This is a genomic window from Microvirga soli (genome assembly GCF_016734765.1).
Taxonomy (GTDB): domain Bacteria; phylum Pseudomonadota; class Alphaproteobacteria; order Rhizobiales; family Beijerinckiaceae; genus Microvirga; species Microvirga soli.
In genome coordinates, this window is record NZ_JAERQE010000033.1 from 1 (window position 1) to 26,331 (window position 26,331).

25 protein-coding genes and 8 pseudogenes are annotated in these 26,331 nt (G+C 60.1%); 14 read left to right on the forward strand and 19 right to left on the reverse strand.

The genetic code is table 11. The annotated features are described in order from the left end of the window. From JKL45_RS21555 to JKL45_RS21565, 3 genes are all read left to right on the forward strand, one after another. Positions 1 to 270 (forward strand): DsbA family protein (locus JKL45_RS21555; protein WP_201863638.1); only part of this gene is annotated, 270 nt, incomplete at its 5' end. A 283-nt stretch (positions 271 to 553) separates the two neighbouring features. Next, positions 554 to 1,681, forward strand: coding sequence for a helix-turn-helix transcriptional regulator (locus tag JKL45_RS21560; protein ID WP_201863639.1), 1,128 nt, complete (start codon positions 554 to 556; stop codon positions 1,679 to 1,681). Positions 1,682 to 1,975: 294 nt separating this feature from the next. Next, complete coding sequence (locus JKL45_RS21565) at positions 1,976 to 2,698, forward strand: Crp/Fnr family transcriptional regulator (RefSeq protein ID WP_201863640.1); 723 nt, start codon at positions 1,976 to 1,978, stop codon at positions 2,696 to 2,698. Between the two features lie 99 nt (positions 2,699 to 2,797). Here the strand turns inward: JKL45_RS21565 and JKL45_RS21570 are convergent, their stop codons facing one another. The 4 genes and pseudogenes from JKL45_RS21570 to JKL45_RS21585 form a co-directional block, all read right to left on the reverse strand. Continuing rightward, the gene (locus JKL45_RS21570; RefSeq protein WP_246498773.1) at positions 2,798 to 3,202 is read right to left on the reverse strand and encodes a DoxX family protein; all 405 of its coding nucleotides are present in this window, start codon (positions 3,200 to 3,202) and stop codon (positions 2,798 to 2,800) included. A 102-nt stretch (positions 3,203 to 3,304) separates the two neighbouring features. After that, positions 3,305 to 4,003 carry an IS6 family transposase gene (locus JKL45_RS21575; RefSeq protein WP_201863641.1) on the reverse strand — a complete coding sequence of 233 codons (699 nt, stop codon included), beginning with the start codon at positions 4,001 to 4,003 and terminating at the stop codon, positions 3,305 to 3,307. A 44-nt stretch (positions 4,004 to 4,047) separates the two neighbouring features. Further along, positions 4,048 to 4,608 (reverse strand): annotated as a pseudogene (locus tag JKL45_RS30075) (IS6 family transposase); the annotation flags it as partial. 55 nt (positions 4,609 to 4,663) lie between these two features. Continuing rightward, entirely contained in the window at positions 4,664 to 4,882 is a 219-nt protein-coding gene (locus JKL45_RS21585) for a hypothetical protein (protein ID WP_201863642.1), read from the reverse strand. 292 nt (positions 4,883 to 5,174) lie between these two features. On the opposite strand from JKL45_RS21585, the gene JKL45_RS21590 reads away from it, so the two are divergent. Next, a complete protein-coding gene (locus JKL45_RS21590) occupies positions 5,175 to 5,957 on the forward strand; it encodes a Bax inhibitor-1/YccA family protein (RefSeq protein WP_201861961.1) in 783 nt (260 codons plus the stop codon). 228 nt (positions 5,958 to 6,185) lie between these two features. Here JKL45_RS21590 and JKL45_RS21595 read toward each other — a convergent pair. Together JKL45_RS21595 and JKL45_RS21600 are read right to left on the reverse strand one after the other, a co-directional pair. Then, positions 6,186 to 6,887 (reverse strand): annotated as a pseudogene (locus tag JKL45_RS21595) (IS6 family transposase). A gap of 204 nt (positions 6,888 to 7,091) precedes the next feature. Next, the gene (locus JKL45_RS21600; RefSeq protein ID WP_201863643.1) at positions 7,092 to 7,667 is read right to left on the reverse strand and encodes a tetratricopeptide repeat protein; all 576 of its coding nucleotides are present in this window, start codon (positions 7,665 to 7,667) and stop codon (positions 7,092 to 7,094) included. A gap of 118 nt (positions 7,668 to 7,785) precedes the next feature. On the opposite strand from JKL45_RS21600, the gene JKL45_RS21605 reads away from it, so the two are divergent. Continuing rightward, a complete protein-coding gene (locus tag JKL45_RS21605) occupies positions 7,786 to 9,435 on the forward strand; it encodes a tetratricopeptide repeat protein (protein ID WP_246498775.1) in 1,650 nt (549 codons plus the stop codon). Positions 9,436 to 9,668: 233 nt separating this feature from the next. On the opposite strand, the pseudogene JKL45_RS21610 reads toward JKL45_RS21605, so the two are convergent. After that, positions 9,669 to 10,151: pseudogene (locus JKL45_RS21610) on the reverse strand (IS6 family transposase); the annotation flags it as partial. A 126-nt stretch (positions 10,152 to 10,277) separates the two neighbouring features. Further along, positions 10,278 to 10,634, reverse strand: a complete 357-nt coding sequence (locus JKL45_RS21615) for a hypothetical protein (RefSeq protein ID WP_201863645.1) — start codon at positions 10,632 to 10,634, stop codon at positions 10,278 to 10,280. Positions 10,635 to 10,780: 146 nt separating this feature from the next. On the opposite strand from JKL45_RS21615, the pseudogene JKL45_RS21620 reads away from it, so the two are divergent. Next, positions 10,781 to 10,912, forward strand: a pseudogene (locus tag JKL45_RS21620) (IS6 family transposase); the annotation flags it as partial. Positions 10,913 to 11,127: 215 nt separating this feature from the next. Then, a pseudogene (locus JKL45_RS30855) lies at positions 11,128 to 11,286 on the forward strand (hypothetical protein); the annotation flags it as partial. Here the strand turns inward: JKL45_RS30855 and JKL45_RS30540 are convergent. Further along, a complete protein-coding gene (locus JKL45_RS30540) occupies positions 11,218 to 11,373 on the reverse strand; it encodes a hypothetical protein (RefSeq protein ID WP_201863700.1) in 156 nt (51 codons plus the stop codon). The pseudogene JKL45_RS30855 and the gene JKL45_RS30540 overlap by 69 nt on opposite strands. On the opposite strand from JKL45_RS30540, the gene JKL45_RS21630 reads away from it, so the two are divergent. Both JKL45_RS21630 and JKL45_RS21635 read left to right on the forward strand, forming a co-directional pair. Further along, entirely contained in the window at positions 11,372 to 12,127 is a 756-nt protein-coding gene (locus tag JKL45_RS21630; protein ID WP_201863646.1) for a transposase, read from the forward strand. The two genes, JKL45_RS30540 and JKL45_RS21630, sit on opposite strands and share 2 nt — an antisense overlap. Before the next feature lie 7 nt (positions 12,128 to 12,134). Beyond that, positions 12,135 to 12,614, forward strand: a pseudogene (locus tag JKL45_RS21635) (IS6 family transposase); the annotation flags it as partial. A 171-nt stretch (positions 12,615 to 12,785) separates the two neighbouring features. Here the strand turns inward: JKL45_RS21635 and JKL45_RS21640 are convergent. The 7 genes and pseudogenes from JKL45_RS21640 to JKL45_RS21665 all read right to left on the reverse strand — a co-directional run bounded on the left by JKL45_RS21640 (position 12,786) and on the right by JKL45_RS21665 (position 19,901). Further along, positions 12,786 to 15,197 (reverse strand): penicillin acylase family protein, encoded by a 2,412-nt coding sequence (locus JKL45_RS21640; protein ID WP_201863649.1) that lies wholly within the window; start codon positions 15,195 to 15,197, stop codon positions 12,786 to 12,788. 210 nt (positions 15,198 to 15,407) lie between these two features. Further along, positions 15,408 to 15,587 (reverse strand): hypothetical protein, encoded by a 180-nt coding sequence (locus tag JKL45_RS21645; RefSeq protein WP_201863651.1) that lies wholly within the window; start codon positions 15,585 to 15,587, stop codon positions 15,408 to 15,410. A gap of 564 nt (positions 15,588 to 16,151) precedes the next feature. Beyond that, positions 16,152 to 16,502, reverse strand: a complete 351-nt coding sequence (locus JKL45_RS21650) for a EutQ-related cupin domain-containing protein (RefSeq protein WP_201863654.1) — start codon at positions 16,500 to 16,502, stop codon at positions 16,152 to 16,154. 99 nt (positions 16,503 to 16,601) lie between these two features. Further along, positions 16,602 to 16,736, reverse strand: a pseudogene (locus JKL45_RS30085) (RidA family protein); the annotation flags it as partial. A gap of 107 nt (positions 16,737 to 16,843) precedes the next feature. Continuing rightward, positions 16,844 to 18,097, reverse strand: a complete 1,254-nt coding sequence (locus JKL45_RS21655) for a DUF5996 family protein (protein WP_201863692.1) — start codon at positions 18,095 to 18,097, stop codon at positions 16,844 to 16,846. Between the two features lie 55 nt (positions 18,098 to 18,152). Beyond that, complete coding sequence (locus tag JKL45_RS21660; RefSeq protein WP_201863656.1) at positions 18,153 to 19,088, reverse strand: pirin family protein; 936 nt, start codon at positions 19,086 to 19,088, stop codon at positions 18,153 to 18,155. Positions 19,089 to 19,250: 162 nt separating this feature from the next. Next, complete coding sequence (locus tag JKL45_RS21665) at positions 19,251 to 19,901, reverse strand: hydrolase (RefSeq protein WP_201863657.1); 651 nt, start codon at positions 19,899 to 19,901, stop codon at positions 19,251 to 19,253. Positions 19,902 to 20,058: 157 nt separating this feature from the next. On the opposite strand from JKL45_RS21665, the gene JKL45_RS21670 reads away from it, so the two are divergent. The 3 genes from JKL45_RS21670 to JKL45_RS21680 all read left to right on the forward strand — a co-directional run bounded on the left by JKL45_RS21670 (position 20,059) and on the right by JKL45_RS21680 (position 22,260). Then, the gene (locus JKL45_RS21670; RefSeq protein ID WP_201863660.1) at positions 20,059 to 20,943 is read left to right on the forward strand and encodes a LysR family transcriptional regulator; all 885 of its coding nucleotides are present in this window, start codon (positions 20,059 to 20,061) and stop codon (positions 20,941 to 20,943) included. A 379-nt stretch (positions 20,944 to 21,322) separates the two neighbouring features. Beyond that, positions 21,323 to 21,496, forward strand: coding sequence for a hypothetical protein (locus JKL45_RS21675; protein WP_201863662.1), 174 nt, complete (start codon positions 21,323 to 21,325; stop codon positions 21,494 to 21,496). Positions 21,497 to 21,756: 260 nt separating this feature from the next. Continuing rightward, positions 21,757 to 22,260, forward strand: a complete 504-nt coding sequence (locus tag JKL45_RS21680) for a Crp/Fnr family transcriptional regulator (protein WP_201863664.1) — start codon at positions 21,757 to 21,759, stop codon at positions 22,258 to 22,260. A 33-nt stretch (positions 22,261 to 22,293) separates the two neighbouring features. Here the strand turns inward: JKL45_RS21680 and JKL45_RS21685 are convergent, their stop codons facing one another. Continuing rightward, positions 22,294 to 23,055: a Crp/Fnr family transcriptional regulator gene (locus JKL45_RS21685; protein ID WP_201863665.1), complete on the reverse strand. Its 762-nt coding sequence runs from the start codon at positions 23,053 to 23,055 to the stop codon at positions 22,294 to 22,296. A gap of 223 nt (positions 23,056 to 23,278) precedes the next feature. Between JKL45_RS21685 and JKL45_RS21690 the strand changes: the two are divergent. Then, positions 23,279 to 23,809: pseudogene (locus JKL45_RS21690) on the forward strand (lytic murein transglycosylase); the annotation flags it as partial. Between the two features lie 98 nt (positions 23,810 to 23,907). Here JKL45_RS21690 and JKL45_RS21695 read toward each other — a convergent pair. Together JKL45_RS21695 and JKL45_RS30090 are read right to left on the reverse strand one after the other, a co-directional pair. Next, positions 23,908 to 24,228, reverse strand: a complete 321-nt coding sequence (locus tag JKL45_RS21695) for a hypothetical protein (protein WP_312897009.1) — start codon at positions 24,226 to 24,228, stop codon at positions 23,908 to 23,910. 187 nt (positions 24,229 to 24,415) lie between these two features. After that, positions 24,416 to 24,745, reverse strand: a complete 330-nt coding sequence (locus tag JKL45_RS30090; RefSeq protein WP_246498776.1) for a hypothetical protein — start codon at positions 24,743 to 24,745, stop codon at positions 24,416 to 24,418. A 365-nt stretch (positions 24,746 to 25,110) separates the two neighbouring features. Between JKL45_RS30090 and JKL45_RS21705 the strand changes: the two genes are divergently transcribed. Further along, complete coding sequence (locus JKL45_RS21705) at positions 25,111 to 26,307, forward strand: carboxylate-amine ligase (RefSeq protein WP_201863666.1); 1,197 nt, start codon at positions 25,111 to 25,113, stop codon at positions 26,305 to 26,307. Positions 26,308 to 26,331 lie beyond the last annotated feature (24 nt).

Genomic DNA, 26,331 nt, shown 5'->3' on the forward strand with positions numbered 1-26,331 from the left:
CGTGAACGCTTCATTGTCCGTCCTTGTGAGGGGCCGGACTCTAACTCAACCTGGAGGAAAATTTCAGTGGCAGGTCAGGCCCAGTCGATTATCGATTTGGCCAACTCGCCCGAGATTCGGGAGCGATACGACCAGGAAACTGACGCGGCACGCCAGCTTGGGATTTTTGGATCACCGACATTTGCTGTCGGTCAGGAGATCTTCTGGGGTGACGACCGGCTCGAAGAGGCGCTGGCCTGGGCTGCCGGGAAGCACCCTGCCCTGCGCTGACATATCTCTCGGCCAGCCCCTCCCTCCCGTCGTTCAATAGAATTGTTTTGCATCGCAGCCCGGCGACTCAAAGCTCATGATCGACCGCCAGGAGGGTGGTCGAACTGATCGTTGGCGATGGAGGAATTAACGTCGTCGCAGCATGTTGATATCGTCCGACGATGTCATCGGAAGGTTTAAGGTGTTTCCATCGGGATCGACCTGAGACGATTTATCGTGACAAGTTGCCCATCCTCTGCTGTCATGCTCTCCAGCCCAGATAAGAGGCGACAGGTGACGGGGTATGGGGAAGCTGGATCTGCTTACGGCCATAGATGCGATCTATGCCTCGGCGCTCGCCCCAGAGCGCTGGCCGGAAGCTCTGGAGCACATCGGTCAACTTACGGGCGGTCTCGGCGCAGCCATCGTGCCGCTCACGGCAACAGACCGGGTGGTGACCATCGGCTCCTCCAGCTTGGATGAGGCCACGCAGGACTACAACAACGAGTGGTGGCGCTACGACATTCGCATCGAGCGACGATCTGCACTCGGGCTAACAGAAGGGCTAATCACTGATCCTGACCTCCTAGACGAGGAAACTGCACGGACCCATCCGTTCTTCCAGGAGTTCCTACGATCTCACAAGCTGGGTGCGTACCTGGGCTACGTGACTGCCCTGCCCTCAGGGCAGATTGTGGCAGTGGGTCTCCACCGGGATCTTCGCCGAGGCCCCTTCGAGAAGGAAGAAGCAGACAACTTCATCCGCCTCGCACCTCACGCCGCCCGTGCTCTTGTGGCAGGGTCTGAGATTGCTGAAGGCAGACGTGCTTCACGCATTCTCAGTAACGTCCTGAACCATTCTACCTGTGGAGCGATCCTTTTGGATGATCGCGGCGTGGTGGTCTCCATGACTGAGACCGCCCGTTCGATGCTTGGTGCAGGGTTCGATGTCTCCCGTGGTCGCCTGAGGGCGGCAACGGCGCGAGATCAGAAGGCTCTGGACGCCTTGGTAACCTCCGCCCTTCCTGGCCGAATGAGCTTGGTGCAGCCCCCGTTGGTGCTGTCCCGCACTCCTGGCGTTGAGCAGAAACTTCTCATTCAGGCAATTCCAATTGGCAGGGATCAGCAAACCGACTTCGAACATCTTACTCTCAAACCTGGAGTCTTGGTCCTTCTCAACGGCCTTTCCACCCCGGCTTCGGGCATCATCCTGGAGCGTCTCATCCGGCTCGGCCTTACGAAGGGTCAGGCTCGCATCGCTGCTGCGGTCGGAGGTGGACTATCCTCTAAAGAGGCAGCAGAGCAACTCGGGCTGACGGACGGAACGATCCGCACAGTCCTGAAGGTCGTGTACGAGCGCCTCGATCTTACTCGTCAGAGCCAGCTTGTCGCCCTCGTGACAAAGCTCGGATCATTGCCAGCACAGAACTGAAAAAAGAAGCTGCGCGACTGTCCTGATCCACTGCCATGAAGCTGTAGTTAGCGGTCCCATTCCTCCAAGGGCGTATCACAAATGTGGAATGCGCCTCTGCGTCAAACCGGCCAAACTGTCGGTTTGGACGCGGAGGAAAAATGTTCGAGTGCCGCCACCGGGTGACCTCCCCTGGTCGTGAAGCCTTATCGCCAGCCATGCACCGCTCTGCTTCATCTCCTTGGCTCCGACCGGAACTGCCGTCTCTCGGCGCTATGGACATCATGTTCTCCACAGTTCCGCAGTATCCTAGCCATGGGCAGAAATCTTAAGACAGACCACCGGGCCAACCGGTTTCTTGCCGCGCTCGAACCCGACGACTTCGCCTCTCTTGAACCGCAACTTGAGACGGTCATCCTTCTGCGCGGAGCCGTGCTCTACGAGCCCCGCGACCCGATCCGCTTCACCTGCTTTCCGCACGATGCCATAGTCTCTCTTGTCGATGTCCTGGAGGATGGCCGTCTGGCTGAAGTGGCGATGTTCGGGCGGGAGGGGTTGTTTGGTCTTTTGAGCGCCTTTGTCAGCCGTGAAGCCTTTGGGCGCTATGTCGTACAGGTTCCCGGCACCGCTTCTCGGATTTCCCTGGACCACATGCAGGAAGCCATCCGGACACGTCCCAGCCTACAACAATTGGTGCTCGCCTATAACGAGGCACTGCTCGCCCAGGCGTACCACACCGTGGCCTGCAATGCCGTGCACCCGGTCGAGGCCCGATGCTGTCGCTGGCTCCTCAGTACGCATGACCGCCTGGATCACGACGCCCTACCCCTGACCCATGAATTTCTGGCAGAAATGCTCGGTGTGCAGCGCTCCACGGTCAGTGCGACCCTGCGGAGTCTCCAAGCCACTGGCCTGATCGAGCAGCGCCGGGGACAGATCGTCGTGACTGATCGTGGAGGTCTCGAACAGGCAGCGTGCGAGTGCTACCGCAAGATCCGCTCTCGGTTTGGAAGATTGCTGCCCGGTACCTATACGTAGTTCGATGTGAACAGACGAGGTGGGCTGATAAAGTCTGGGCTGAAGGTACTCGCTGCGGCTCGTTCTCGGGCCTGGGCATGCTGACCCGGAGACATACACTTACCGCAGGCGTGTACGGCTCCACACTCCTGGCCCACAGGCAAAATACATCAGCAATCCTCCAACGATGGCGAGATTCTGGAAAAACTCCACGTTCTGACGAGGATGCAAGACCAGCCCCGTCATCGACGGGCCATATGTCAGCCAGAGCATGGTAGCGGTGAAGCCGATCAGTGCTACTGCCGTCCAACGCGGCCACAAGCCTATGATCAGGGCCAAGGGACCGAGAAACTCCACTGCCACCAGAAGACCAGCAGCGATTTCTGGATACGGGACACCCTTGCCTGCAAGTGAAGTCGCAAATGAGGAAAATGCCATCAGCTTGCTGTAGCCGGAAGGCAGGAACAGAGCAGCGATCAGCACACGGCCAATGAGCAGGGCCGCATCCTCGCTTCGGGTCAGCATGAACTTCCTCCTGGTCTCACCTGGGCTCGCCACGGTACCGGTGCGGATGGCTCTGTTGCAGTAATTTGGATCGGGCACAATGAGCCCAGCCGCATGGGCCACTCAGGCAGCGAGGCCGAACAGCTGGTTGACCAGACGGATTTCGCCTGTCGTTCCTGCCTCCTGGAGGAGGCAGTGACCGCGACGGATCATGCGCATAACCTCAATACCCTTCAAGGTGGCGTAGGCTGTTCTCATTCTCTGGAAGCCGCGAGTCGGCCGGATCACGCGACTAAGGGCACCGTGATCCGCTTCGATGATGTTGTTCAAATATTTCGACGTCCGGTGCTCCACATCATGTGCCAGGTAGCCCTCCCGTTTCAGCCGGCAGATTGCTCTTGGATACGAGGCGAGTTTGTCAGTGGTGATCGATGAGGGAGGACAGTCACCCATCGTCTTCAGGGCCTTGCGCAGAAAGCGATAAGCCGCTCGGGCGTTCCTCCGGTCTGAAAGCATGAAGTCAATCAGCTGCCCGTGCTTGTCGACAGACCGGAACAGGTACTTCCATCGGCCTCCGACCCGCACGTATGTCTCGTCGACACGCCATGAGCCGGATCGCTTCCCCTGGTACGGACGCACCCGCTTTTCGATCTCTCGAGCGTAGCGCTGAACCCAGCGAAAGATTGTGCTCGGGTCGCCCGTGACACCGCGTTCCTCCATCATCTCGGCGAGATCGCGGTAGCTGATCCCGTACTTACAGTACCAGCCCACACACAGCAGAATGATCTCAACTGGAAAGCGGCGGCGCTTGAACAGAGACAACGGGGCGGCTCCTCGACTAGCCGCTCCGGATTATCCTGCCACGGTTAACGCAACAGTGCCTTCGCTGGTGCGCTGACAACCTGTCCCTTGCGGATCATTGCCGTAGCCTCATAGCCGGCAATCGTCCGCGCAGCGGACGTGAAGCTATTGAAGCCCAGCCTTGGCCTGACGAGCCGCTTAATGCGCCGGTGATCCTGCTCAACGATGTTGTTCAGGATCTTGACCTGCCGGAGTTTGGCGAAACGCCAAAGCGTCCTCGCCCGCTTCATGGCTTTTGTCGCAATTGGGTAAGCGGCGTTCTTGTCGACCGTAATGGTCCGCGGATTAACCGTGTGGGGCTGCTTCAGCGCTTTCTGGAAGAAGCGTCTTGCCGCCGCGGCATTCCGCTTAGGGGAGAGCAGGAAGTCGATAGTTTGTCCGCGGCATCGACGGCGCGGTAGAGATACACCCACTTCCCCTTGACTCGGATATATGTTTCGTCGACCTGCCAGGGAACCGTTCGTCAAACGAAGATGCGGACGGATACGCTTGTCCAACTCCGGTGCATAGGCCTGGATCCACCGAAACAGGGTGGTGTGGTCGACCTGGATGCCTCCATCGGAGAACCAAAGCTGCAACAGAACCGACGTTCAAATACTGTCACGCTTGGAGATCGACCTCCTACAGCTGATTGCGGCCGCGGCTTCGCGAGAAGTACCAGATGGCTGCGGCGACGATGATGACCAGCAGGATGATCCACCAATAATCCGCAAGACCGCCACCTGCGGCGGCAGCATCCCCGGCAGGAGGAGCGCCGGGAGTAGTAGGCGGGGTCTGCGCCCATGCCGACGAAACCGCCAGGAAGATAAAGCCTATCAGTGCCGTGAGTTTGCTCATCATTGCGTCTCCGGTTGAGGAGGCCCAGCACAGCCAGTTGGAGCTATTGCTAAGCTGGCCTCATCAGTGAACGCTGCTCGGCAGGGCGGGTTCCTGTCTAAGGCGGGTTGATGCGCTATCAGAGTCGACATGTCAGGCTCAGGGACTGGAGCGTCCTCTAACCGCCTTGTTTCTCTTGCCCTATGTTCCTCTCGAAAATGTACGCTGTAGGTCGAAGGTAGTTATCGATCTTGAACGGGAGTTCAGTCTGAGTAAGTATCTTCGTCAGCCAAGACAACCATTCCAGGAGAGTTTGATGCAACCGTATGAGCAAAACCAAAACGCCTATGGCACCGGCTTTGCCCGGACGGCGGCTCAGGTCGATCAGGGCCTGCGCGCCTTCATGCTCGGCGTCTACAACAACATGGTCCTGGGCCTTGCCATCTCGGCCCTGGTCGCGCTCGGCATCAACATGCTGGCCACCACGAGCGATCCGTCGCAAGCGGTTGCCCGGATGGGTGGTGTCGGTCTGACCCAGTTCGGCGCGACGCTGTATGGCTCGCCCCTGATGTGGGTTGTGGCGCTGGCGCCTCTGGCCTTCATCTTCTTCTTCTCGTTCCGCATGGACCGGATGTCCGCGGCGACGGCCCGCACCACCTTCTTCGCTTTTGCTGCGGTGATGGGTGCTTCGCTCTCGACGCTTCTGATCCGCTACACCGGTGCGAGCGTGGTGCAGGTGTTCTTCATCACGGCCGCGGCCTTCGGCTCGCTGTCGCTCTGGGGCTACACCACGAACCGCAGCCTGTCCGGTATGGGCTCGTTCCTGATCATGGGTCTCGTCGGCCTGATCCTGGCTTCGATCGTGAACATCTTCGTCGCGTCGAGCATGCTGCAGTTCGGCATCTCGGTGATCGGCGTGCTGATCTTCGCAGGCCTCACCGCCTACGACACGCAGAAGCTGAAGGAGATGTACCTGTACGGCAACTTCGACTCTGAAGCTGCCGCCAAGGTCTCCGTGTTCGGCGCTCTGACGCTGTACCTGGACTTCATCAACATGTTCCAGTTCCTCCTGGCTCTTGTGGGCAACCGCAACCAGTAAGGATCGAGCGGATCGCTTGATCGCGAAGCCCCGGCTTTTCAGCCGGGGCTTTTTATCTGCCATTCAGAAGATTGGTGAACGTCATGCACAGAGATGTCCAATCGGGGCCGCGGACCGGCAGAGGAAGCCTACCAGTTCCCAGTTCCGTTGGGGACTGGGTAGGTATGACGGCGATGTCACTTTAACCAGAACCGGGCGCATTGAGGCAGCTTCTGCCATTTGACCCACTCAGGCAGCGAGGTTGGCCGCGCCTTTCCATTCCGCCATAGGGGTGAGGCGGTGAAGATGAGTGGCAAGGGCGGAGCGTTGGGTGCGGGGCGGAACGAAGAGATTGCGCACAGCGGAGAACACACTGACGTACTGCTGCAGGCCTCTCACAGACCGAAAGCCCTGCATCATTCTCTCCCGCTTGCGCAACGGAACATGCGAGTTCTGGGCCCGGTTATTCAGGCCCTTGTGAGCGCAGTGCTCAACGGAGGGCATAATCTGACGCCGGGCCGACACTTAGGAACTCAAGTTATCGGTAGTCAATCGGCGGGGCGGGCAGCCCTGCTTCTTCAACAGCCGCTTCAGTAAGCGCTTGGCTGCCTTGGTGTCGCGCCGGCTCTGGACGATCTCGTCAAGCACATAGCCATCCTGATCGACGGCCAGCCACAACCAGTGCCTCTTGCCAACAATGGTGACCACAACCTCATCGAGTTGCCAAACATCACGTCGCCTCGGCCTTTTACGCTTGAGGCGGCAGGCGTAGTCTGGCCCGAACCTCAGGGCCCACCGGCGACCAGTCTCATAAGAGATGAGGATACCACGCTCGAGCAGCATCTCCTCGACCAGTCGCAGGCTCAAAGGGATTCTGAAATAGAGCCAAACCGCGTGAGCGATGATCTCGGCTGGAAAGCGATGACCTTTGCAGCTAACGAGCTTGGTCATGCCAGCCTATCTACAAAGCTCGCTCTCACACCCGAGTTAACGTGACAAGCCCGCTGCAGCAGAACCCCGATCAGAGCCATCTGATCAGTCTCTATTTTGAACGTGTGTTTTGCACAAATCAAATGTCTGATCCGTTTGGGTGGAGAGCTTTGTGCGAAATTTGTGATACATGCACATGCACGGATTTAGGGGGAGTAGTCACAGCTACGGCCGACTGCCCGGCGCCTCAGGCGGCTGATTATGCTTACTCTCTGAGATCGCGCGAGCGAGTTCATCCCGAGCCTCACAACCGAGGGGGCACAGCACCATCAAACGTGACAACTGCTCCTCGGCCATTTCCCGTTGCCCAAGCTGAAGGTACAGCTCCCCAAGGTACTCACGCGCACCCATGTGGTCTGGATCAAGATCAAGCGCGCGTATGTAGTTCGCAAACGCCTCCTCAAAACGGCCCAGCTTGCGCTGGCTGAAGGCGAGATAGTTGTAGGCATCCGCATTGCCTGGGTCTTGCGCAAGCACCCGTTGCAGGAGGGGTAAGGCTTCCTCAAACCGCTGTTCTTTCACGAGCTGTTCGGCGACGAGGAGCTCCGCATTACCTACAAACTCAGACGTGGGATCGTCGATCATCACCGCCTGGGAGGTTACTGGCATCGCTACAGTGGCGATGGCAGCATAACCTAGGATCAGACCACGTCCAAAGAGCCGCAGATCACGCCGTGCCATCGCGAACAGCTCCTGCCAGACAACAGGCTCGACTATAGTAGAAATATAGTCTATCGTCATGGTTATTGCAAAAAAAATGTGTTCTCGTGTTCGCCGAGCACTCATCATGATCTTACCGGCGCTTTGAGCGACTTCGTCCGACTTTTAGGACACCGTCCCACTCAGCTTGGAGGTTGCCATGATGTTGTGCGCACACACGCGCTGTGTTGCCTATGCGGCTTTGACCTCTGTTTCCCTCACGGCGTTAGCGACCAATGCCCTGGCTCACGACGGTGGGCTAACCGGCAAGATCGGTGAAGCCCGTTTTGAGGTAACTTGCACTCCCGAGGCGCAGGCCACCTTCAACCATGCTGTAGCTCTGCTCCATTCGTTCTGGTTCACGCCAGCACGGAATACCTTTGAGGAAGTAGCAAAGCAGGATCCAACTTGCGCGATGGCGCACTGGGGTATTGCTATGGTAGCCCGGGCTAACCCGCTTGCCTCAGCCCCTACAGCAAAGGGCATGGCCGAAGGGCTCGCCGCCATCGAACGGGCACAAAGTGTCGGTGGCAAGACCCCGCGCGAGCGTGACTACATCGAAGCCCTGGCGCTGTTCTATCGCGATTACGACAAGAAGGATCATCGAACCCGTGTGCTCGCTCATGAGGAGGCGATGGGGAGGCTTGCCTCCACCTATCCGGACGATCGAGAGGCGACGATCTTCCACGCCTTGGCGCTCAACATCGCAGCCTCTCCAGCCGACAAGACCTACGGTAATCAACTAAAGGCCGGGAAGCTTCTCGAGGGAGTGTTCACAGAGCAGCCACAGCATCCCGGAGTGGCACACTACCTGATCCATACCTATGACTACCCGCCTATCGCGCAGCAGGGTCTCGATGCCGCCAAGCGGTATGCCAGTATCGCTCCCGACTCCCCACACGCGCTCCACATGCCTTCACATGTGTTCACCCGACTGGGATATTGGGAGGAGTCCGTTGCATCGAACCGCAGCTCGGCCGAGGTGGTCAAAAAGGAGCTGGCGGCAGCCAGTCAGAACGCCATAGGCCCTGAGGCACTGCACGCACAGGACTACATGGTCTATGCGAACCTGCAGCTGGGCCAAGAAGGGGCGGCCAAGCGCGTCCTTGACGAAGTCAGAGCTGGCGCCAACGTAGATGCTGGAAACCACCTTGCTGCGAGCTACGCCCTCGCTGCGATGCCAGCCCGCTATGCGCTCGAGCGACACCGCTGGGATGAGGCAGCACGCCTTGAAGTGCCTCAGACCACAGGCTTTTCATGGAGTGCATTCCCTCAGTCCGAGGCCGTTGTGCATTTCGCCAAAGGGATCGGAGCAGCCCGCAGTGGCGATGTGGCAACAGCCAAAGCCGCGGGAGATCGCCTGAAGCAGCTCCACGATGCTCTCGTTACGATGAGGCAGGGCTACTGGGCTGGGCAGGTCGGCATTCAGGGCAAGGCGGTTGCTGCCTGGACGGCACTAGCGGAAGGCCGACAAGACGAGGCCCTTGCTGCAATGCGAGAGGCAGCTGATCTCGAGAGCGCAAGCGACAAGCACATCGTCACGCCAGGGCACATTGTACCGGCTCGTGAGCTTCTCGGCTTTATGCTACTCGAGACGGGGCAGCCTGCTTCGGCATTGGCGGAGTTCGAGAAGAGCCAAGCGGTTGAGCCGAACCGGTACCATGGCTTTGCGGGCGCAGCACGTGCGGCAGAACTCGTTGGGGAGCGGGACAAGGCGAAGGCACACTACGCCAAGCTCCTAGAAGTGAGCCAGAAAACCGACGCTGAGAGGCCTGAGGTTCAGACAGCACGTGCGTTCCTGGGCAAGTAAGCCGGTAGGTCTGCGTCTAGTCAGAGGGCGCACGTGACCCCGTTGACGGCACCGTCAGGTTAACTGGTTAACGTCATTGAGACCCATGGGATCAGCCGGTCAGAAGCCGTTAGCGAGGCGCGTCACCTCGCCCCAAGTCGTGAAGGCCTGGGCTCGGGACGTGCGATGCTCAGCAGCAGTGGCGCTGTTGCAGTAACTTGGACAAGGCACAACGAACCCGTCTAATGGGCCGCTCAGGCAGCAAGACCGAAGAGCTGATTGACGAGACGGATTTCACCGGTCGCTCGACATTCCCGCTGGATACAATGACCGCGGCGGATCATCCGCATGCTTTCAAAACCCTTCAGGGTTGCGGAGGCGGTTTTCATCGTCCGGAAGCCGCGTGTCGGCCGGATCACACGCTTAAGCGCACCATGATCCGCCTCGATGATGTTGTTCAAGTATTTCGATGTTCGGTGTTCGACATCCTGCGGCAGCAACCCTTCGTTCTGCAGGCGCCGGATGGCCTTCGAATACGAAGCCAGTCTGTCGGTCGTGATCGAGGACGGCGGATAGTAGCTCACTGCCTTTAGGGCTTTACGTAAGAAGCGATAAGCCGCTCCAGTATCACGCCGATTGTATAGCATGGAGGCAATTAGCCGACCGTGTTTGTCGATCGCTCGAACCAAGTACCGCCAGCGTTCGCCAACTCGGACATAGGTTTCATCCACGCGCCACGAACCCGAACGATGTCCGGCTCTGTTGCATCAAATTCTTTGGACACAAGCGGTAGTGAGTTTATTAGCTTTGCGGGCTACTACATCGTGTGCCTTGACAGTTTGATGCAACAGAGCCCATGGCGGTCATCTGGTGCATTGTGCACGGCGTAACAGGCCCTCCAATAGCGCCTTCGCCCTTTGCAGATTGTTGCCCTCAAACCCTTCTGTGAACCAGCCATGGATGGGCGCCAGGAGGCCATGGGCTTCTGCATGTAGCCCAAGATCAGGCTGCATCTGCGCCAGATCGCATGTGGCCCGGAGCTCCCACATACGTGCCCCCTGCTCCCGTGCGACCTCCATGGCCTTGCGGTAGCTGCCTTCGGCCTCGTCCATGCGCTGCATGCGCAGGAGCAGTCCGGCGCGGATGCGGTGCAACTCGGCATCGAAGAATTGACCACCCGCTTCCTCTGCCCAGGCCAAGGACTCCCTGATGACCTGCAAACCCTCCTCAGGCACACTCCGACGGCCATAGGCCTGCGCCAGCACGGCTCTGTTGCATTAACTTTGGGAGACACAATCTGTAGCGGCTTTGCTGTCATCAACAGCTACTACATCCTGTAGCTTGACAAGTTAATGCAACACGGCCGATGGCTGAGCGCGGGATCTCGGTCGACCGCGCGACCATTCACAGATGGGTTGTCCGATACTCGCCCGAACTTCTGAAGCGCTTCAAAAAGCGGAAGCGAGCCGTCACGGGGAGGTGGCACGTCGATGAAACCTTGTATTTGATGGGTGTTGTGGGTCATTCCCACAACATGAGGCCGGGATAGCTCGAACGAGACGTAAGACAGAAGTCTGCGATGTAGATGGTGCGCCCGGCCTCACCACGCGCCCCAGCTGAGATCGCACGGTATCAAAGGTCATCCCACGATGAGTAAGCCTGCATTCACAAGGTTGATCAGCGCAAGGGGCATTCTCAACAAGAGGAAGCTCTATGACGGTGTTCTTCGGCATTGATGTTGCGAAGGAGAAACTCGATTGCGCGGTGGTCGTTCACGACCGACAGCGCCCTATCGGACAGAAGTCATTCCCCAACACCCCAGACGGGATCGAGCGAGCGGCCGCCTGGGTGATGAAGGTCTCCAGAGCTGAGGCTTTCGAGGTTCACGCGGTTCTCGAGCCGACAGCGGCCTACCACGAGCTTGCGGCTTGGCTCTTGGCTCTTGGCTGCCAAAGGCATGATGGTCTCCCTCGTAAATCCCGCTCAGATCCGCAGCTTCGCCAAGGGCATGGCAGTCCTAAACAAGACCGACGAGATCGATGCAGTGCTACTGGCACGCTACGGATGCTTGGCCCAACCAAAGGCTTGGACCCCGCCCGCCAAGCCCCTGATCGAGCTCCAGGCGCTGCTCGCACGGCTGGACGATGTGGAAGGCGATCTGCGCCGGGAGCAGAACCGGTATGAGCAGGCCTGTGTCCGTGGCTGCTCTACCGTCATCAAGCACTCATTCGTCACGAGCATCAGGGCACTCAAAGCTCAATGTAAACGCCTGCAGCAGGCCATCGACGAGCATTTTGCCGCCCATGAAGATCTCCAGGTCGGTTTGGAGAGGCTACAGTCCATCCCGGCAGTGGGTCCGAAGACAGCGATGCGGATGCTGGTGCTGTTGCAGAGCCGCCCCTTCGAGACCGCTCGCCAAGTGGCCGCCTTCCTGGCCTTGGTGCCGATTGAGCGGCAGTCGGGCCGGAGCGTTCGCGGGCGGCCGCGGCTCTCGAAAGCCGGCAATCCCCGGCTCCGTGCTGCACTCTACATGGCAGCTGTTGTGGCGACAAAGGTAAACCCGGACATCAGAGCCCAGCAACAGCGGCTTCTCGCGCGCGGAAAGGCGAAGATGTCGACTTTAGGCGCTGCCATGCGCAAGCTGGTTCACATCTGCTTTGGCGTGCTTAAAAGCCAGAGCGGGTACTGCTTTCCAGTCACTCACCAGACTTGACGGCTCAGACGGTATCTACATCAAGGTGAGCGGCCAGTGGCGGTATCTCTACCGCGGCACCGACAGCAATGGCGATACTGTCGAGTTCTGGTTCAGCGAGCGGCGCAATCTCACTGCCGCCAAGCGGTTCCTGCGCAATGCGCTGAAGCGGCATGGCCGGCCCGAGCGGATCGTGATCGACGGCAGCCAGACCAACAAAGAAGCGATCCTGTCCTGTGACCCGGCGAGCCGATTGGAGGATCGCTCAAGGCGCCGGCTAAAGCCGATCCGGATTCGGCAGAGCCGCTACCTGAATAACCGGATTGAGCAGGACCATCGCGCGATCAAGCGCCGGGTCCGACCCATGCTCGGGTTCCAATCCGCGGCCACGGCCCGTGTGATCCTCGGAGGCATCGAGATGGTGCACATGATGCGGAAGGGACAGGCGAAGTATGCCCGCAATCGGCAGGTCTCGCTGGCCGAGCAATTTGATCTGCTCGCAGCCTGAGCGCGCAACAGGTACCTGTCCCTGCCCCGTCTGCTCTCCAAATTTGCGACGCAACCCGACGATGAGCCGCCCTGCGACGAACGCTATGGGTGCTTCACGGCAGCACTCTTATCCCGATTGATCATGCTTAAGGCTGCTTGTCCCCGGGTTAGCACCCGGGAAAGGTGCTCATCACGGCTGGAACACCATCTGCCACTTTGGCTCACCCGGCAGGAAGGAGGTTGCTCGGCCCCTCGCCCAATCCTCATGTCCAACCATGTAATAGGGTGAGAGCGGATGACCGGTCTGGCTGGTGGGCATATGGAATACACCCGTCTCCTCATGCCCCGGCGCCACCACAAACCGCTCCGACGCTCCCGTTGTCGGGCTCGCCACCCGCGGTTGGTAGAGATCTCCCGGTTGCGCCACACTGGGCGGGTCCAAGAACAACGACAGTCCGGGCACGACGCGGGATAGCGGATGTCGGATCTCGGACCGATTGGCTGCGCCCCAGGTGAAGGCACCAAGCCGCTCCCCTGCCTGGGAGGCCACAGCCGACAACGTCTTTGCAATCCCGGTGTCCACGACTGCATCCCAGCTTTGATAACCAGGTGGCACGAGATGAGCTGGCCGCTCCGTGAGCAGGCGCCACACTGGCTCGTCCGCTTGCTTGCTCGTGATCGGACGTGGGGGCTGACCACTGGCTGGTACAGGCTCCCCCGCCCGCATGAGGGGCGTGTAGGCTGCATAGACGGCAGCAATCAGCTCCGATCGAAACGTTCGGACAAGGCGGTAGCCGATCGAGTCTGGAACTGCACGCCCTCTCCAGTTCTCTACCTCTGGGATCAGAGATGCGTATTGCGGATCTCCCGCACCGGCCCGGAGGTGCTCGAGCATCAGGCCCTGCCACCGTTCCAGCAACACGCCACGATCATCGAGCTGGATCGCCAGCATGTCCCGTTCGTCAAATCGGTCCTTCGCCAACAGCCCATCCCTGATCTGGCGAGCACGGGATCGGTGGGCATAGGCGCCAATACCGAGCTTCCCTAACGCTTCGTCACCGATCACTCGGCTGTTGGCGGTCCAAATGCGTTGGTTCTCGGGGTTGTAGACAACTGGCACTGCATCTGGTGCAAGATATCCGCTCCACCCCTTGGTGCCATCAGCCCAGGACACGGGCAGTCGCCCATCGAACCCAAAGCGCTGCGGCAGGGCGGTGGTGACCGTCCAGCCGATATTGCCCTGTGCATCCCCGACAACAAGGTTCTGATGCGGAATGCCCAGCCGGTGGGCGATGTCCAGAGCATCGCGTGCTGTGGCGGAACGCTCGAGATCCAGCATACTGCGCAAGTTCACTGCAACGGGATCATGAGCAATCCAGCGGTACGCGAGTTTATGGCCTTGGTGGTCGACGCCGATGACAGGCCCCCACAGGCTCGCCTCGATCGGGAGGATCTCGCATGCTGCTCCTTTGGCGCAGATCCGCTCCTCCACACGGTGGAGTGGTTGGGGACCTGTGGGGGTGCGGTACAGGGCTGGGTCTCCCTCGACAGGCTCGAGGATCACGACGTCGCTGGTGTCGGCAAAGCTGTTGGTGAAGCCCCAGGCGATCTTGCCGTTGCTGCCGGCCACGATGGTCGGAGCCCCTGGCAGCGTCACACCTGTGATATTCAGGCTGGGGCCAGTGTCCTCGTGATCCAGCACCAGTCGTGCCCGGTACCAGATGTTGGGAACGCGCAGACCAAGGTGCATATCGTTGGCCACGATGGCAGCACCGGAGGTGGTGAGAGCCCCTCCCACGGCCCAGTTGTTACTGCCCAGGCTTGCGATCTCTACGCTTCTGTCACCTAGCGGTACCAAGGTGTCTGCTCTCTTGGTGACAAGGCCCTCTGGCATGGCCGGCATCGGCAGGTTGGAGCCATCCAGCGGAGCGTCCCATGATGTTCCTTCGGGAAACAGGAAAGCGGCCATCGGCGAGCCCAGTGCTTGCTCCGCCTGAGCACGCCGACGCTCCGTCAAACCATCGGCCTCCTGCAGGTCGAAGTACATCGTATAGACGGATAGCACGGTGTCCTCTGCCGTCCACGGGGCCGGTGTCGCTCGCAGGAGCATGTACTCAAAGGGGAGCGCCCTCAAGTCGCCTAAACCTCGATTAATTCCACCAACATAGGCGTCCAGGACGGCGCGCTCGTCCGGGGTCATTGCCGCCAAGACCGCTATAGCGCGGGTGCGGAAGCGATGCAGACGATGCTCCCGGTCCTGCGTGAGGAGGGAGGCTCCAGCCAGCACGGCCAGTTCGCCCGCAGCAAGGCGGCGTTGGCCATCCATCTGGAAAAAGCGCTCCTGGGCATGCAGGTAGCCCAAAACCCAGGCGAGATCGGCGCGGGTCCGTCCGGTCAGTGTCGGAACGCCGCGCTCGTCGCGCGCCACACTGACCGAAGCTGAGAGCTCAGATGCCGTGACGGTACCCTCCAGCCGGGGAAGGCTAGAGCGCACCTGCACCAGAGCCCAGAGGCTAGCAAGCAGGACCAGGATGGCGAGCGCCCCCACGACCGCCAGAGCCCGGCGCATCCAAGGGCGTCTCAGCACTAGGCTTTGGGCCATTCCATCGGCTCACACCCGCAAGAGAACGAGACGGAAAGCTAAGGCTGGAAAGGAGGCGAATTGTTGATCGCGACGATCGGTCTTGGCGAGCGAAGCGTGGATCGTCGCTGAGCCTTGGCCGGATCCGGTTGTGATGCGTATCGCTTCGGCCTGATCGCCCGTGACAGTGGAAAGGCTTGCACGCAACAGCATACACGCGGGGGGTGATCATCAGTCTCGTTGGCGGTTTCGGACCAGGATCACGGCTGCTCCGACCAGCAGCGCGACGAAGATGGCGATCCCAACCCATTCAAGCAGTTGCCCGACCGTTTCCGTTCCAGGAGGCTCTGGGCCCATGGCTCCCGTTCCGATGATGGAAGACATCCGGTCAAGCGCAAGCGGCCCAAACATTGCTTGTCTCCGCTCAAGTCTTCGGACCCCGTGATCCCTTGGCGTTGACACCGGGACCGACGATTCGACAGGAGGCTCAGTCGTCTTCGCCCACCGAGTCGTATCGATCTGACGTTAACGCATCCCGGACGGGTAAGGTCGGTTGTGGCGCCGCCTATGTTCAGCACGGGACATGTGGCCAGCCCGATGGAGACGCGGCGCTGGGCCGCTCTGGCTGACCCAAGGAGTTGGCCTGCATCTACATTCTGCGTGCCTCCGACGAGGGCAGTGACCTGACGGGTGGCATCTACGCCGCGACCGGAGGCACCCCACTGCTGATGAGGCAGCCCAAGGCGTTATGGCCATGCAGGTTCGCAGGGTCGACAAGTCACAACAGGTTGTCGGAAGGACTGCTTCGGGTCAGGTAGTGAAATCTGTTCACTGCGAGGAATGTCCGCTGTTCCTTGCTGGAGCAGACCCTCGGCCTACTTCCGGGAAGTGCCATTTGCCGACCTACAAAGGATCTTTACAGATACCCGAAAGGTGACGTTCATCCAGGCTTGCTGACCAGGGACGCGGGTCCGGTCACTCATGCGCCTCCTTCCAGTGCGGATATGTGACGTAGGCGGTGATTGCCCCCTTCTCAAGTGACCGGATGGTAACCGCCTCGCCCTGAGGCATATAGACGATCTCGCCCGGACCGGCGGTGACCATGCCGGCACTCGACGTGACCGACAGGCTCCCCTCAAGCACCACCATGACATCGTGCACGGCAAGGGTTTCGTCGATGCTCTGGTGGGGTCCGTAGCGACCATATCCGAGAGTGATCGGCCCACCGTGGCGCTGGTCGATCACATTGCCCGCGAACACTTCCCCATCCTGACCAGGCGAGCGCTCGAACGATGCGTCGGCGATTGAGAACTTGCGAACAGTCATGGGAGCCGCTCCGTTTTGGGCCAGGAGTTTGACAGTCACGATAGTTGGCCACTGAAGGACGTATTTGATTCAAACGCGTGATCAAAATCCGGTGATGGATTAGGCAGCCGCTGGGATCCGCGCTATCACCCTGATCTCGAAATCGAAGCCTGCGAGCCAGTTCACTCCTACTGCGGTCCAGTTCGGACAAGGCTTCTGAGGAAACACCTTGCCTTTGACGGACCCCACGTCCTCCAACGATGTCAGATGCAGGTGGCTCAAAGTGTGGCCTCTCGCTTGATGACGCTTGGCAATCGCCTCCAGGCCAAAGCTCAGCAGGTCCGATTCCATCGCAGTCAGATCTATGAACGAAGCAAGACGTCCTGCCATTCTGGATGTCGGCCAATCTGCGCCTTCGCAAATGGGCAGAGTGGAATGATGGCGACACCTTCGCGCCGGGCATCCTCGATCGCCTGTCGCACCAGTCGTTCGCCGACTTTGCGGCCACGCAAGACCGCGGGAACTTCGGTATGGTCGATGATGATCAGGCCATCACCGGCCCGGCTGTAAGTCATTTCGGCTTCAGCACCGTCGATGACGATCCGGTAGCGCCCCTTCGATGCGCCATCTTCCCGCTCGATCGTCCCGCCGATTATCGAAGGCGCATCCTTCGCCAATTCGGCATCGGGCGGGCGCACTTGGCGTGGCCGTCCTTGCGCACATTCCAGCAGGTCGCGGTCCCATTCTCCGAGTTCGGCCGCAGCCTCGTAGGTCGAGACTAGGAATGCCATGAGGGCTTCGTCTGGATCGGGAGCTGACTGCACGGCTTCGTAGGGTAGGATGAACTCCGATAGGCCGTCGTGCCAGAACGCAGCATCGGGTCGGACTGCCGCGCTTCTGAAGCCGTTCGGCGCCGGATAGGCGTACGCGTAGAAGGCAGGATAGTCGATACCGCCGCCACCCGGCCAGAATCCGGCTGATGAGACCTCACGGTCATAGGCCTCCTGAGCCACATTGTCGGGCAAGGCGGGAATGCCACCGGGGTGGAGCGGCGCGCGGCGTCCCGAAAACCGGGTGACAGCCAGATCGAAACTGCCCCAGAAGAGGTGAACTGGGCTAGACTTACCAAGAAAGGACGTGCGGAACCGATTGAAGACCTTATCTACCGCCACAGACGCTTGATGAAAGCGTTGAACAGCGTCGCGGTCATAGGGCCTGTCGCGATGATCTTCGGAGAAGGGTATTGGGTTGGGTACCTCGTTCGGTTGCCCGCTGAAGGTCGGCGCGCCGCCGAGTTCCGAAATCAACTGTACGAAACTGCTGTGGAACGCCGCGACCGTGGTCGGGCCTAGCGCAATCGAAGCCTTGCGGCCTTCGCCGTTGGTGCCGACAACCTTATGGTCCAAAAGGTCGAAGAGGATCTCTATTCCCGGGCCATCGGGAATCGGCGAGGATGCCAAGCCGCTCGGCGTGACATAAAAGGTCGCGTTCCACGAATGGTTCAGCCACGGTGAATGAGCAAGCCGGTATTTGCCGGCCACCTGCAGGTAGAGATGCAGGGCTGAACAGGTTTCGCGCCAGCCGAGATAGTCGAGGTGAGGCCACTTATTGGTCATTCCGCTTTTCTTCCATCCAAGGTCTGGTCTGTTCGGGAGTCGGTATAAGCGCCGGTCATTCCGGCAGAGGAATGTGCTCGTCCCGGTCATCGATCGGCAGATCGAAGCGTCCCTTGCCCCAGTTCTGGGCGCGCCATTCGGCCTTGGCTTCGTCAATCCGCTCCTGGGACGAGGCGACAAAGTTCCACCAGATGTAACGCGCTCCGCTGAGCGTGGCGCCGCCTAGGATCATCAACCGCGCGCCTTGGTCACCGGCCGCGACCGTGATCCTGTCGCTGGGGCGGAAGACCATCATCTGCGGTGCCTGGAAATCCTGACCGGCGATTGAGATCGAGCCCTCGACGATGTAGATGCCCCGGTCTTCGTGATCGTCCGGCATCGGCAGCCGGCGCCCCGGTTCGAGCTTCACATCAGCGTAGAAGGTCTCCGAGAGCATCCTGGCCGGCGCGACCTTGCCGTAGGCGTTGCCTAGGATGAGCCGAACCGAAACCCCGTGGTCTTCGATCATCGGCAGCACCTCTTTGCTATGGTGCTCGAACGTGGGTTCCATGTCCTCGTGGCTTTCCGGCAGAGCCAGCCAAGTCTGGATCCCAAACAAGCTGTTCGGGCCGGTTCGTGCAGCCGCGGTGGTGCGCTCCGAATGCGACACGCCGCGCCCGGCAACCATCCAGTTCAACTCACCGGGACGTATGATTTGGTCCGCTCCGGTGCTGTCGCGGTGATGGAAGTCGCCGCGGTAAAGGTAAGTGACCGTGCCAAGGCCGATATGCGGATGAGGCCGAACATCGATGCCGTGGCCGGTCAACAGCTCGGCCGGCCCAGCTTGGTCAAAGAAGATGAAAGGGCCAACCATCTGCCGCTTCGGCGCTGGCAAAGCACGCCGCACCTCAAAGCCGCCAAGGTCGCGGGCCCGGGGAACGATGAGGGTCTCAATCGCGTCAAAGCCAACATCATCGGGACATCCTGGTTCGAGTGCTGGGTTCCAACTCATGCTCATGATCCTCTATTGCGTCGGTCGTACGGTGGTGGCGAACCGTACGCGCTGGTGAACGATACGATCCACCATGATGCCCCCGGGGAAGGGTCGATGAGCGCCACTTGGGCAGAGTTTTCGCGAAGCTCCTGCTTGGCACTCATCACCTTGATTAGATCATCACGCGCTCTTAGGAACGGGCGTGTTGAGCAGCTGCTGTTCCCACAGGAACGCAATCCCGCTGCCCCCGGCATGCTGTACGGCCACATCCGTTATCTTTGCGGCAGTGTCCAACCGCGCCCAATCGCGCTGCCATTCAGACGCAACCGCCAGCCACGTCATCATGTTCGCGCCGGCCGCGATCATGCGGTGGATGGCGACCTCATGCGCCTCGACCGATGTACCGCCCGATGCGTCAGTTACGACTGTTACATCCCAGCCTTCGCCAAGGGCTTGGATCGTCGGCATGGCGACGCAAACTTCGGTCCAGAGGCCGGCGATGATCAGCTGTTTGCGACCGGTCGCCTTAACTGCATCCACTGTCGTCTTATCTTCCCACGTGTTGATGAACGTCCGGTCGATTATCTTCTGGCCGGGGAATACGTCTGCGATTTGGGGGAACAGATTACCACCTCGCTCGGCGATGACAGTGGTCAGGATCGTGGGCACGCCGAAAGCCTTAGCTGCCTTAGCCAAACCCACAGTGTTGTTGATCACCATCTGGGGCTCATGGCTGTTCAGGTTCGCAAGCTGATAAGGCTGGTGGTCGATGAGAACCAGAACTGAATCTTCCGGACGAAGGAGGGATGCAAGACCGTTACGAAACGTCATCGATAAATCCTCTACTGTCACCTTGTCGGACGGGTGGACTCACCGAGCGGCTCGCGCTGACAGCGGCGCTGCCGACGGCGCGAACACTCGCATTCCGCTCCATGATGCGGTAGTGCTCGTTCTTGATGAGCTGTGTCGCAAATCGGGGAACGCCAACTTGGACATCGAAGACCTGCGGACCTTCGTTGAGGTTGCTGACGCCGGAGGTGTTTCGGCTGCCGCGGTGCGGCTTGGCGTCTCAAAGTCGATGGTGAGCCGGCGACTCGTCCGGCTTGAAGAGGAATTAGGTGTCCAGCTTCTCGCACGGACCACCCGAGGGGCGTCTCTCACTGAAGCAGGAAGCACGTTCCGGGATTATGCCGCCAGAGTCTGTGCGGAAATCGATGTGGCGAGAGAAACGATTCTGCCAGCGGGTGAGCTTCGCGGGCGCATGCGCGTTGCTGCGCCGCTGTCATTTGGCCCGACCCACTTCGCTCCCGTGCTGGCCGAAATGGCGCGACGCCACCCGCTCCTGCAAATCCATACCTGCTACAGCGATCAAATTGTCGATCTTGTCACTGACGGGTATGATTGCGCCATCCGGGTGGGCTATCTTCAGGCCTCTAATCTGATCGCCAGACGCGTCGGGCCGATCTACGGGAAGCTCGTTGCGAGCCCTTACTATGTCGAGACACATGGTTCTCCCGAAAAGCCCGAGGATCTTGCTACCCACCAGGCACTCATGCAGGGAACGGAAACCTGGCAGTTTATGGACGGCGAGAAAATCATCACGGTCAATCCGCGAGGGCGCTTCAAGGCTGATAACGCTGTCGCTCTCGTAGCAGCGGCCATAGCGGGCCTTGGGATCGCATACGTCCCCGATGGCATCACGGATGAGTACGTTGCTTCCGGCGCGCTTCTATCCGTGATGAAGCGCTATCCACCACCTCCGGCAGGGATCTACGTTGTTCGCCCACCCGGTCAGCATCCGGTCCGAAAGGTGCGTGTCCTGACCGAAATGCTGATCGAGTGTTTTGATCATGGTGTGGCCTCCGGAGAATAACGTACCGATCGTTCTACGCCGGGTTCGGAGCCATAGGACTGGTAGGTGAATACGAACCGCTCTGGGATCTTTTTGTCCACGGTCAGAGATTGTGACAAAGCCGGCCCTGGGGACCCATTACGAGTTGATCGAAGTCCTGACGAAACGCCTCGCCGATTTCCGACAAGGCCGTTTCTGACAAGCGGTTCAACCTCGGGTGTTTGCCATTGACGTCGCCTGGCGCCAGGCGCACGATCAAGGCCTGTGGTGGTCGAGCACCGTGTTCGGGCTCATACGTACCCGGTGCTCTTCCCCATAGGCAAGGCCTCGGGCTGCCCTCGGGGCCTTCGCCGTCTCCAGCGCCAAGTTCCGATAAGCCCTGTATGGAACAGAGGGCAACATGACCAACGGCCAATCAGATAAGGGAAACGGCTTCGCTGACCGTTGTGTAAAGGCTTACGATCAACTCGTTCTAGGCAAGGAAAGCAACATGATTGTCGGAACGGTCAGGACAGGAGCGGTCATATCGGTCTTTGTCATCGTCGCCGCGCTGTTTTTCTACCTGATCCGCTAGTCCACTTTCGCCTGAGAAAATCGTCCGCGAATTGCGCGTAAGGCCGTCTGATGGAACAGGAAACTACGACTTCAGAGGAGGCTCATAGGCCACTGTTCTGGTGTTAGCTTAGGGCCGGGATTGGTGGTCATCCGCAAAATGGAGGCTGAACATGGCTGAAAGTGCCGATATCGACTTCTGGCTCTCCATGGGAAGCACCTACACTTACCTGGCTGTCATGAGGGTCCCAATGTGCAGCAAGAGACAGGCGTCACGTTTCGATGGCGGCCCTTCAATCTTGGAGTTCTGCACCAGGAGATGAACTACACGCCTTTCAGCGACAAGCCGTCAGCCCCTGCAAGCTCGCCTTCATCGCACACAGCAGCCTGCATGCTCAATTTGAGCAGCACCCTCACCTCTCTGGGGTTTTCTGGCGCGAGACCCTGATCGACGCGGCGATCTTCTGTGAATGGGTGGTCAATGTCGGACGACGCCCGGCACTGACCCGGATGGCGCATCTGCTGTGTGAGTTCTTCCTGCGCCACGAAGCGGTCGGGCTGGTAACGGATCATGCATTCGCGTTCCCGATCACCCAGAATGAGCTGGCCGACGCCACTGGACTCTCGAACGTGCATGTAAACCGCACCCTGCAAGAGCTACGGTCTCGAGGGCTGATTGGCGAGCAGGGCCGCCTCCTGAAAGTCCTGGACTGGGAGGGGCTCCAGCGAGCAGGCGAGTTCGATCCAACCTACCTGCACCAGGAACCCAGCGACAAGACGGCCTAAGGCCTGGCTGCCCTGGCTTGATCGTGGAGGCAATCACTCGACCGCACTTCGACCTCGCCTGGAGAGGCTGCCATCCGACCTATCAGGGTTCGGGATTAGACGTTCATACTCGGCTTCCGGCACGCCGTAACTATCGCCGGCTGTCTCCTCCAGCCGCTCGCGGTCAAGGATGGTAACGTTGGCACGCCGTGCCTTGATGATGCCGGTCCCCTCCAGCAGGTGGATCGCTTCTGTCACTCCCGGGCGGCGGACCGCCAGCATGAGGGACAGGAACTCATGCGTGAGCGCCAGCTCATCGCCGTCGACGCGATCGTGACACATCAGCAGCCAGCGGGCGAGCCGCTCGCTCAGGATGCTATCACCGTTCGACATCGCGGTGGCGGCCGTCTGGATCGTGAGCACGTGGATGTAGCGCAGCAGAAGATCATGCAGCGTCCGGCTCGCCTCCAGAACCTGGATTAGATGCGGGGTGGCAATGCGGTAGCCCGTACCCTCCATCTGGAAGAAACTCTGGTGAGGCGTGCAGTCAACACCCAGGATCACGGACGGGCCAACGAGCCCCTCCCAGCCAGCGATGGCGATCTCCACCGGACGGTGGTCGGAGTTGAGGGCCACCACCGAGGCCACCCCGCTCTCAGGGAAGTAAACGTGCTCGATCGTCTGGTTGGGCTCGATCAGAACCCTGCCCTTGGGCAGCATAACCGGCTCCAGATGTGGCCGGACCAGCGCAAAGTCCTCCGGGGCCAGAGCTCGGAGCAGACGATTGCGCAGGGAGGACTGATTGGGTTGATCCACGGCCGCCACACAGGAACGGGGCGGAAGGCTATCGGTCCTTCGGCTGCTTTTACCCCACGGATAAGTCAAGCAGTTGAGAATGCCCTAAGCGGGGATAGGGAGTGCAGTCACGAAAATAAGCGCGTCGGAAGCTTCTCTGTACGGTTTCATACGATAAACACCGAAGGTCAGGAGCGGGTCAGGTAGTGAAATTCGTCCACTGACAGGAACGTCCGATATTCTTGTCCACGGGCGTGCACTCAAGCAATCTCAGGCGGCGCTCTTTGCCTCTCTTGAACAGCGCTATGGCGTCCCGCCGGGGCCGCTCCTGGCGATCTGGGGCATGGAGACAGCGTTTGGCCGGCAGCGCGGCAACCAGAACACGCTCTCGGCTGTGGCGACACTCGCCTATGACTGTCACCGGTCAGCATTCTTCACCGATCAGCCCTACGCCACCCTGACCCTGATCGACCGTGGCGTTCTCTCGGCGGACACGCGTGGCTCCATGCATGGCGAGATCGGCCAGACCCAGTTCCTGCCCGAGAGCATTCTGAACTACGGCACCGGCGGCGATCTCAACATCGCAACCAACGCTCTCGCCTCCACGGCCAACTTCCTCAAGGCCCATGGCTGGCGCGCCGGTGCAGGGTATCAACCGGGCGAGCCTAACTTTAGGGCGATCCAGGCCTGGAATGCCGCTTCCGTCTACCAGCGCGCCATCGCACTGATCGGCCAACAAATTGACGGACGCGAGAGCTCGTCAGCGAGGCGCTAACGGCACGACGAGTGCGAACAAGCCTTTGGCGGGTCTCGACTTCTGAATAGCTAAGCTCATTGCTGATCCTGCAGCCTGGAGAACTGAAACATGCCTGTTCAAGGTGTCACGGTGGCCAGAACCACACCCATGGTGATTTCAGGCTCACCGTCGATGACATCCGTCAGGCTCGCCCGGATCCAGGTCAATGCCTTCTCGTTGGCTGCAATGGCAGCCTCCTGGTTCTCAAACAAGCTGATTGATCCACCGACGCCATCGCCGGCATCGAACACGCAGTAGCCTTGGAACCCTGGTGTTTGCTTCAACATTTGGCCAATGCCGCTCTCGGCGCGACGGGCAGCCTCAGCGACCGAACTCATGCGGTTGAACTTGCGGATCACGACGTACATGGCGACCTCCAGACCTGCGAGGATCGGCAAGTCTAATTCCGATAGTTGGTCTTCGTGTGGTGACCGTGCCGGTGGGGACCTCCCTGTGCTGCTACGTCCAGGGAATAATGGCTGAGTCAGGACGAGTGCCATCCCATCTCACCCCTCGTGCTGTCGAACCCGGCAGCCGAGAGGTCGAGCACGATCGAGATCAGGAGCCAGCCTGCCAGGATGGTGGTCAAAAGGTCGAGCCCTTGCGGCCTTTCTCCTCTCGGACCAGATCCTGAAGCAGCTGATGGGCCAGTGCCTCATGGGCCACCCGCGGATTGATCTCGGCGGCCCTTCTTCCGTAGGTGGTGGTAACGGTCAGAACCTTGCGGTCGACGACGAAGGTCCCTGAATAGGTTCGTCCATCGACCTTGATGTGTATCGAACGGCCCGACATGCGAAAGCCCTCCACGCCGCGGCGGAGAGGCTCGCGAGCTCTGTCCTCACGCATCGGCCAGATCATGTTACCGCAGCAGGTGTGCTCTGTCGCGGCCAAGTCGTTGATACGGCTATCCAGCATTGCAGCACATCCTTAGGAACTCGATGCTTCCGTGTCTGAGGCCAGAGATGTGGTGGCGCAACGCCCAGGGTTGTGCTCCGTGCCGCCTTGCACTCAGGAACGCCCAGTTTCCTTATCCTAAGCAGATATCAGGACTACTTCCACCTCGTGCCAGTTCCAGGCCTCCACCCATGCCTTGCTGCTTGTTGCTGGTTGAGCTTCTGAATCATCCACGAAGCCCCGACAAACGCCGCTCTAATAGCAACGCTAGCGGCCGAACGTTGGCCTTAGCGGAACCCGCAACTTGTTGCCGGGTTCGTTTCGGGAGCGACCATGCGTATAGCGTCGCATCCCAATGGCTCCTGTAGCAAGGTCGGGAGGAGCAAATGAGCATTCGTTACGAGGCTTTCCCGATCGGGATCGAGGAGGAGTACCTTCTTATCGACCCGGAAACGCGGGCACTGGCCGGACGGCAGCCGGCCGGCTTTATGGCGCGGTGCAAAGAGATCCTCGGCTCTCGTGTCACCCACGAGTTCCTGCAGAGCCAGGTCGAGATCGGCACCGGCGTCTGCCGCACGGTCGGAGAGGCACGCGCGGAACTGCTCGAGCTGCGCCAGGCCGTTGCCGCCTCGGCCGAGGAGTTCGGCATGCGGATGATCGCGGCCTCAACTCACCCTTGGTCGCATTGGCGTGACCAGGAGCCGGTGGACATGGAGCGCTACCGCATCCTCGGCGCCGAGAACCGCAGCCTGGCGCGGCGGATGGCGATCTGCGGAATGCATGTCCATGCCGGGATTGAGGACCTGAACCTGCGCGTCGACCTGATGAACCAGGTCAGCTATTTCATGCCGCATCTTCTCGCCCTCAGCACCTCATCCCCCTTCTGGGAGGGCCATGATACCGGCCTCAAGGCTTTCCGGCCCATCATCATTGGCGACCTGCCTCGTTCAGGTCTGCCGGAGGTCTTCGAGAGCTGGAACGACTGGACCGAGCTCCTCGAGGATCTCGCCGCGACCGGCGTCGTTACCGACCCGACGAAGATCTGGTGGGACCTTCGGCCCAGCTCGCGGCATCCAACGCTCGAGATCCGGATCTGCGATGTTTGCACCTGGCTTGAAGACGGCCTGACGATCGCGGCACTCTACCAATCAATCTTAGCCTTCCTGCTGCACCTGCGGAACAACAACCAGCGGTGGCGCCAGTACCGGCGCATCCTGATCCTGGAGAACAAGTGGCGGGCACAGCGCTATGGGGTTGAGGCCGAGCTGGCGGACTTCGGCAAGGGAATTGTCGTGCCGCTACCCGAACTCATCGACGAGCTGATCGAAATCCTCCGGCCTCATGCAGAAGAGCTCGGCTGTATCTCTGAAGTGGAGCATGCCCGCACCATCGCGCAGCGCGGAACCAGCGCCGATCAGCAGCTCAAAGTCTATCACGACGCCCTTGCAGCGGGGGCCGGCGACCATGAGGCGCAAGTGGCTGTGGTCGACTGGCTGGTCGCCCAGTCGGTGCAGCCCGACAGCCCTGCGCCTGCCGAAACTTGTCCCGCCGAGTTGCAATCCGGGCCGCAGCCCCCTACCTGACACGCTCTGCGGGAGCAATCGCTC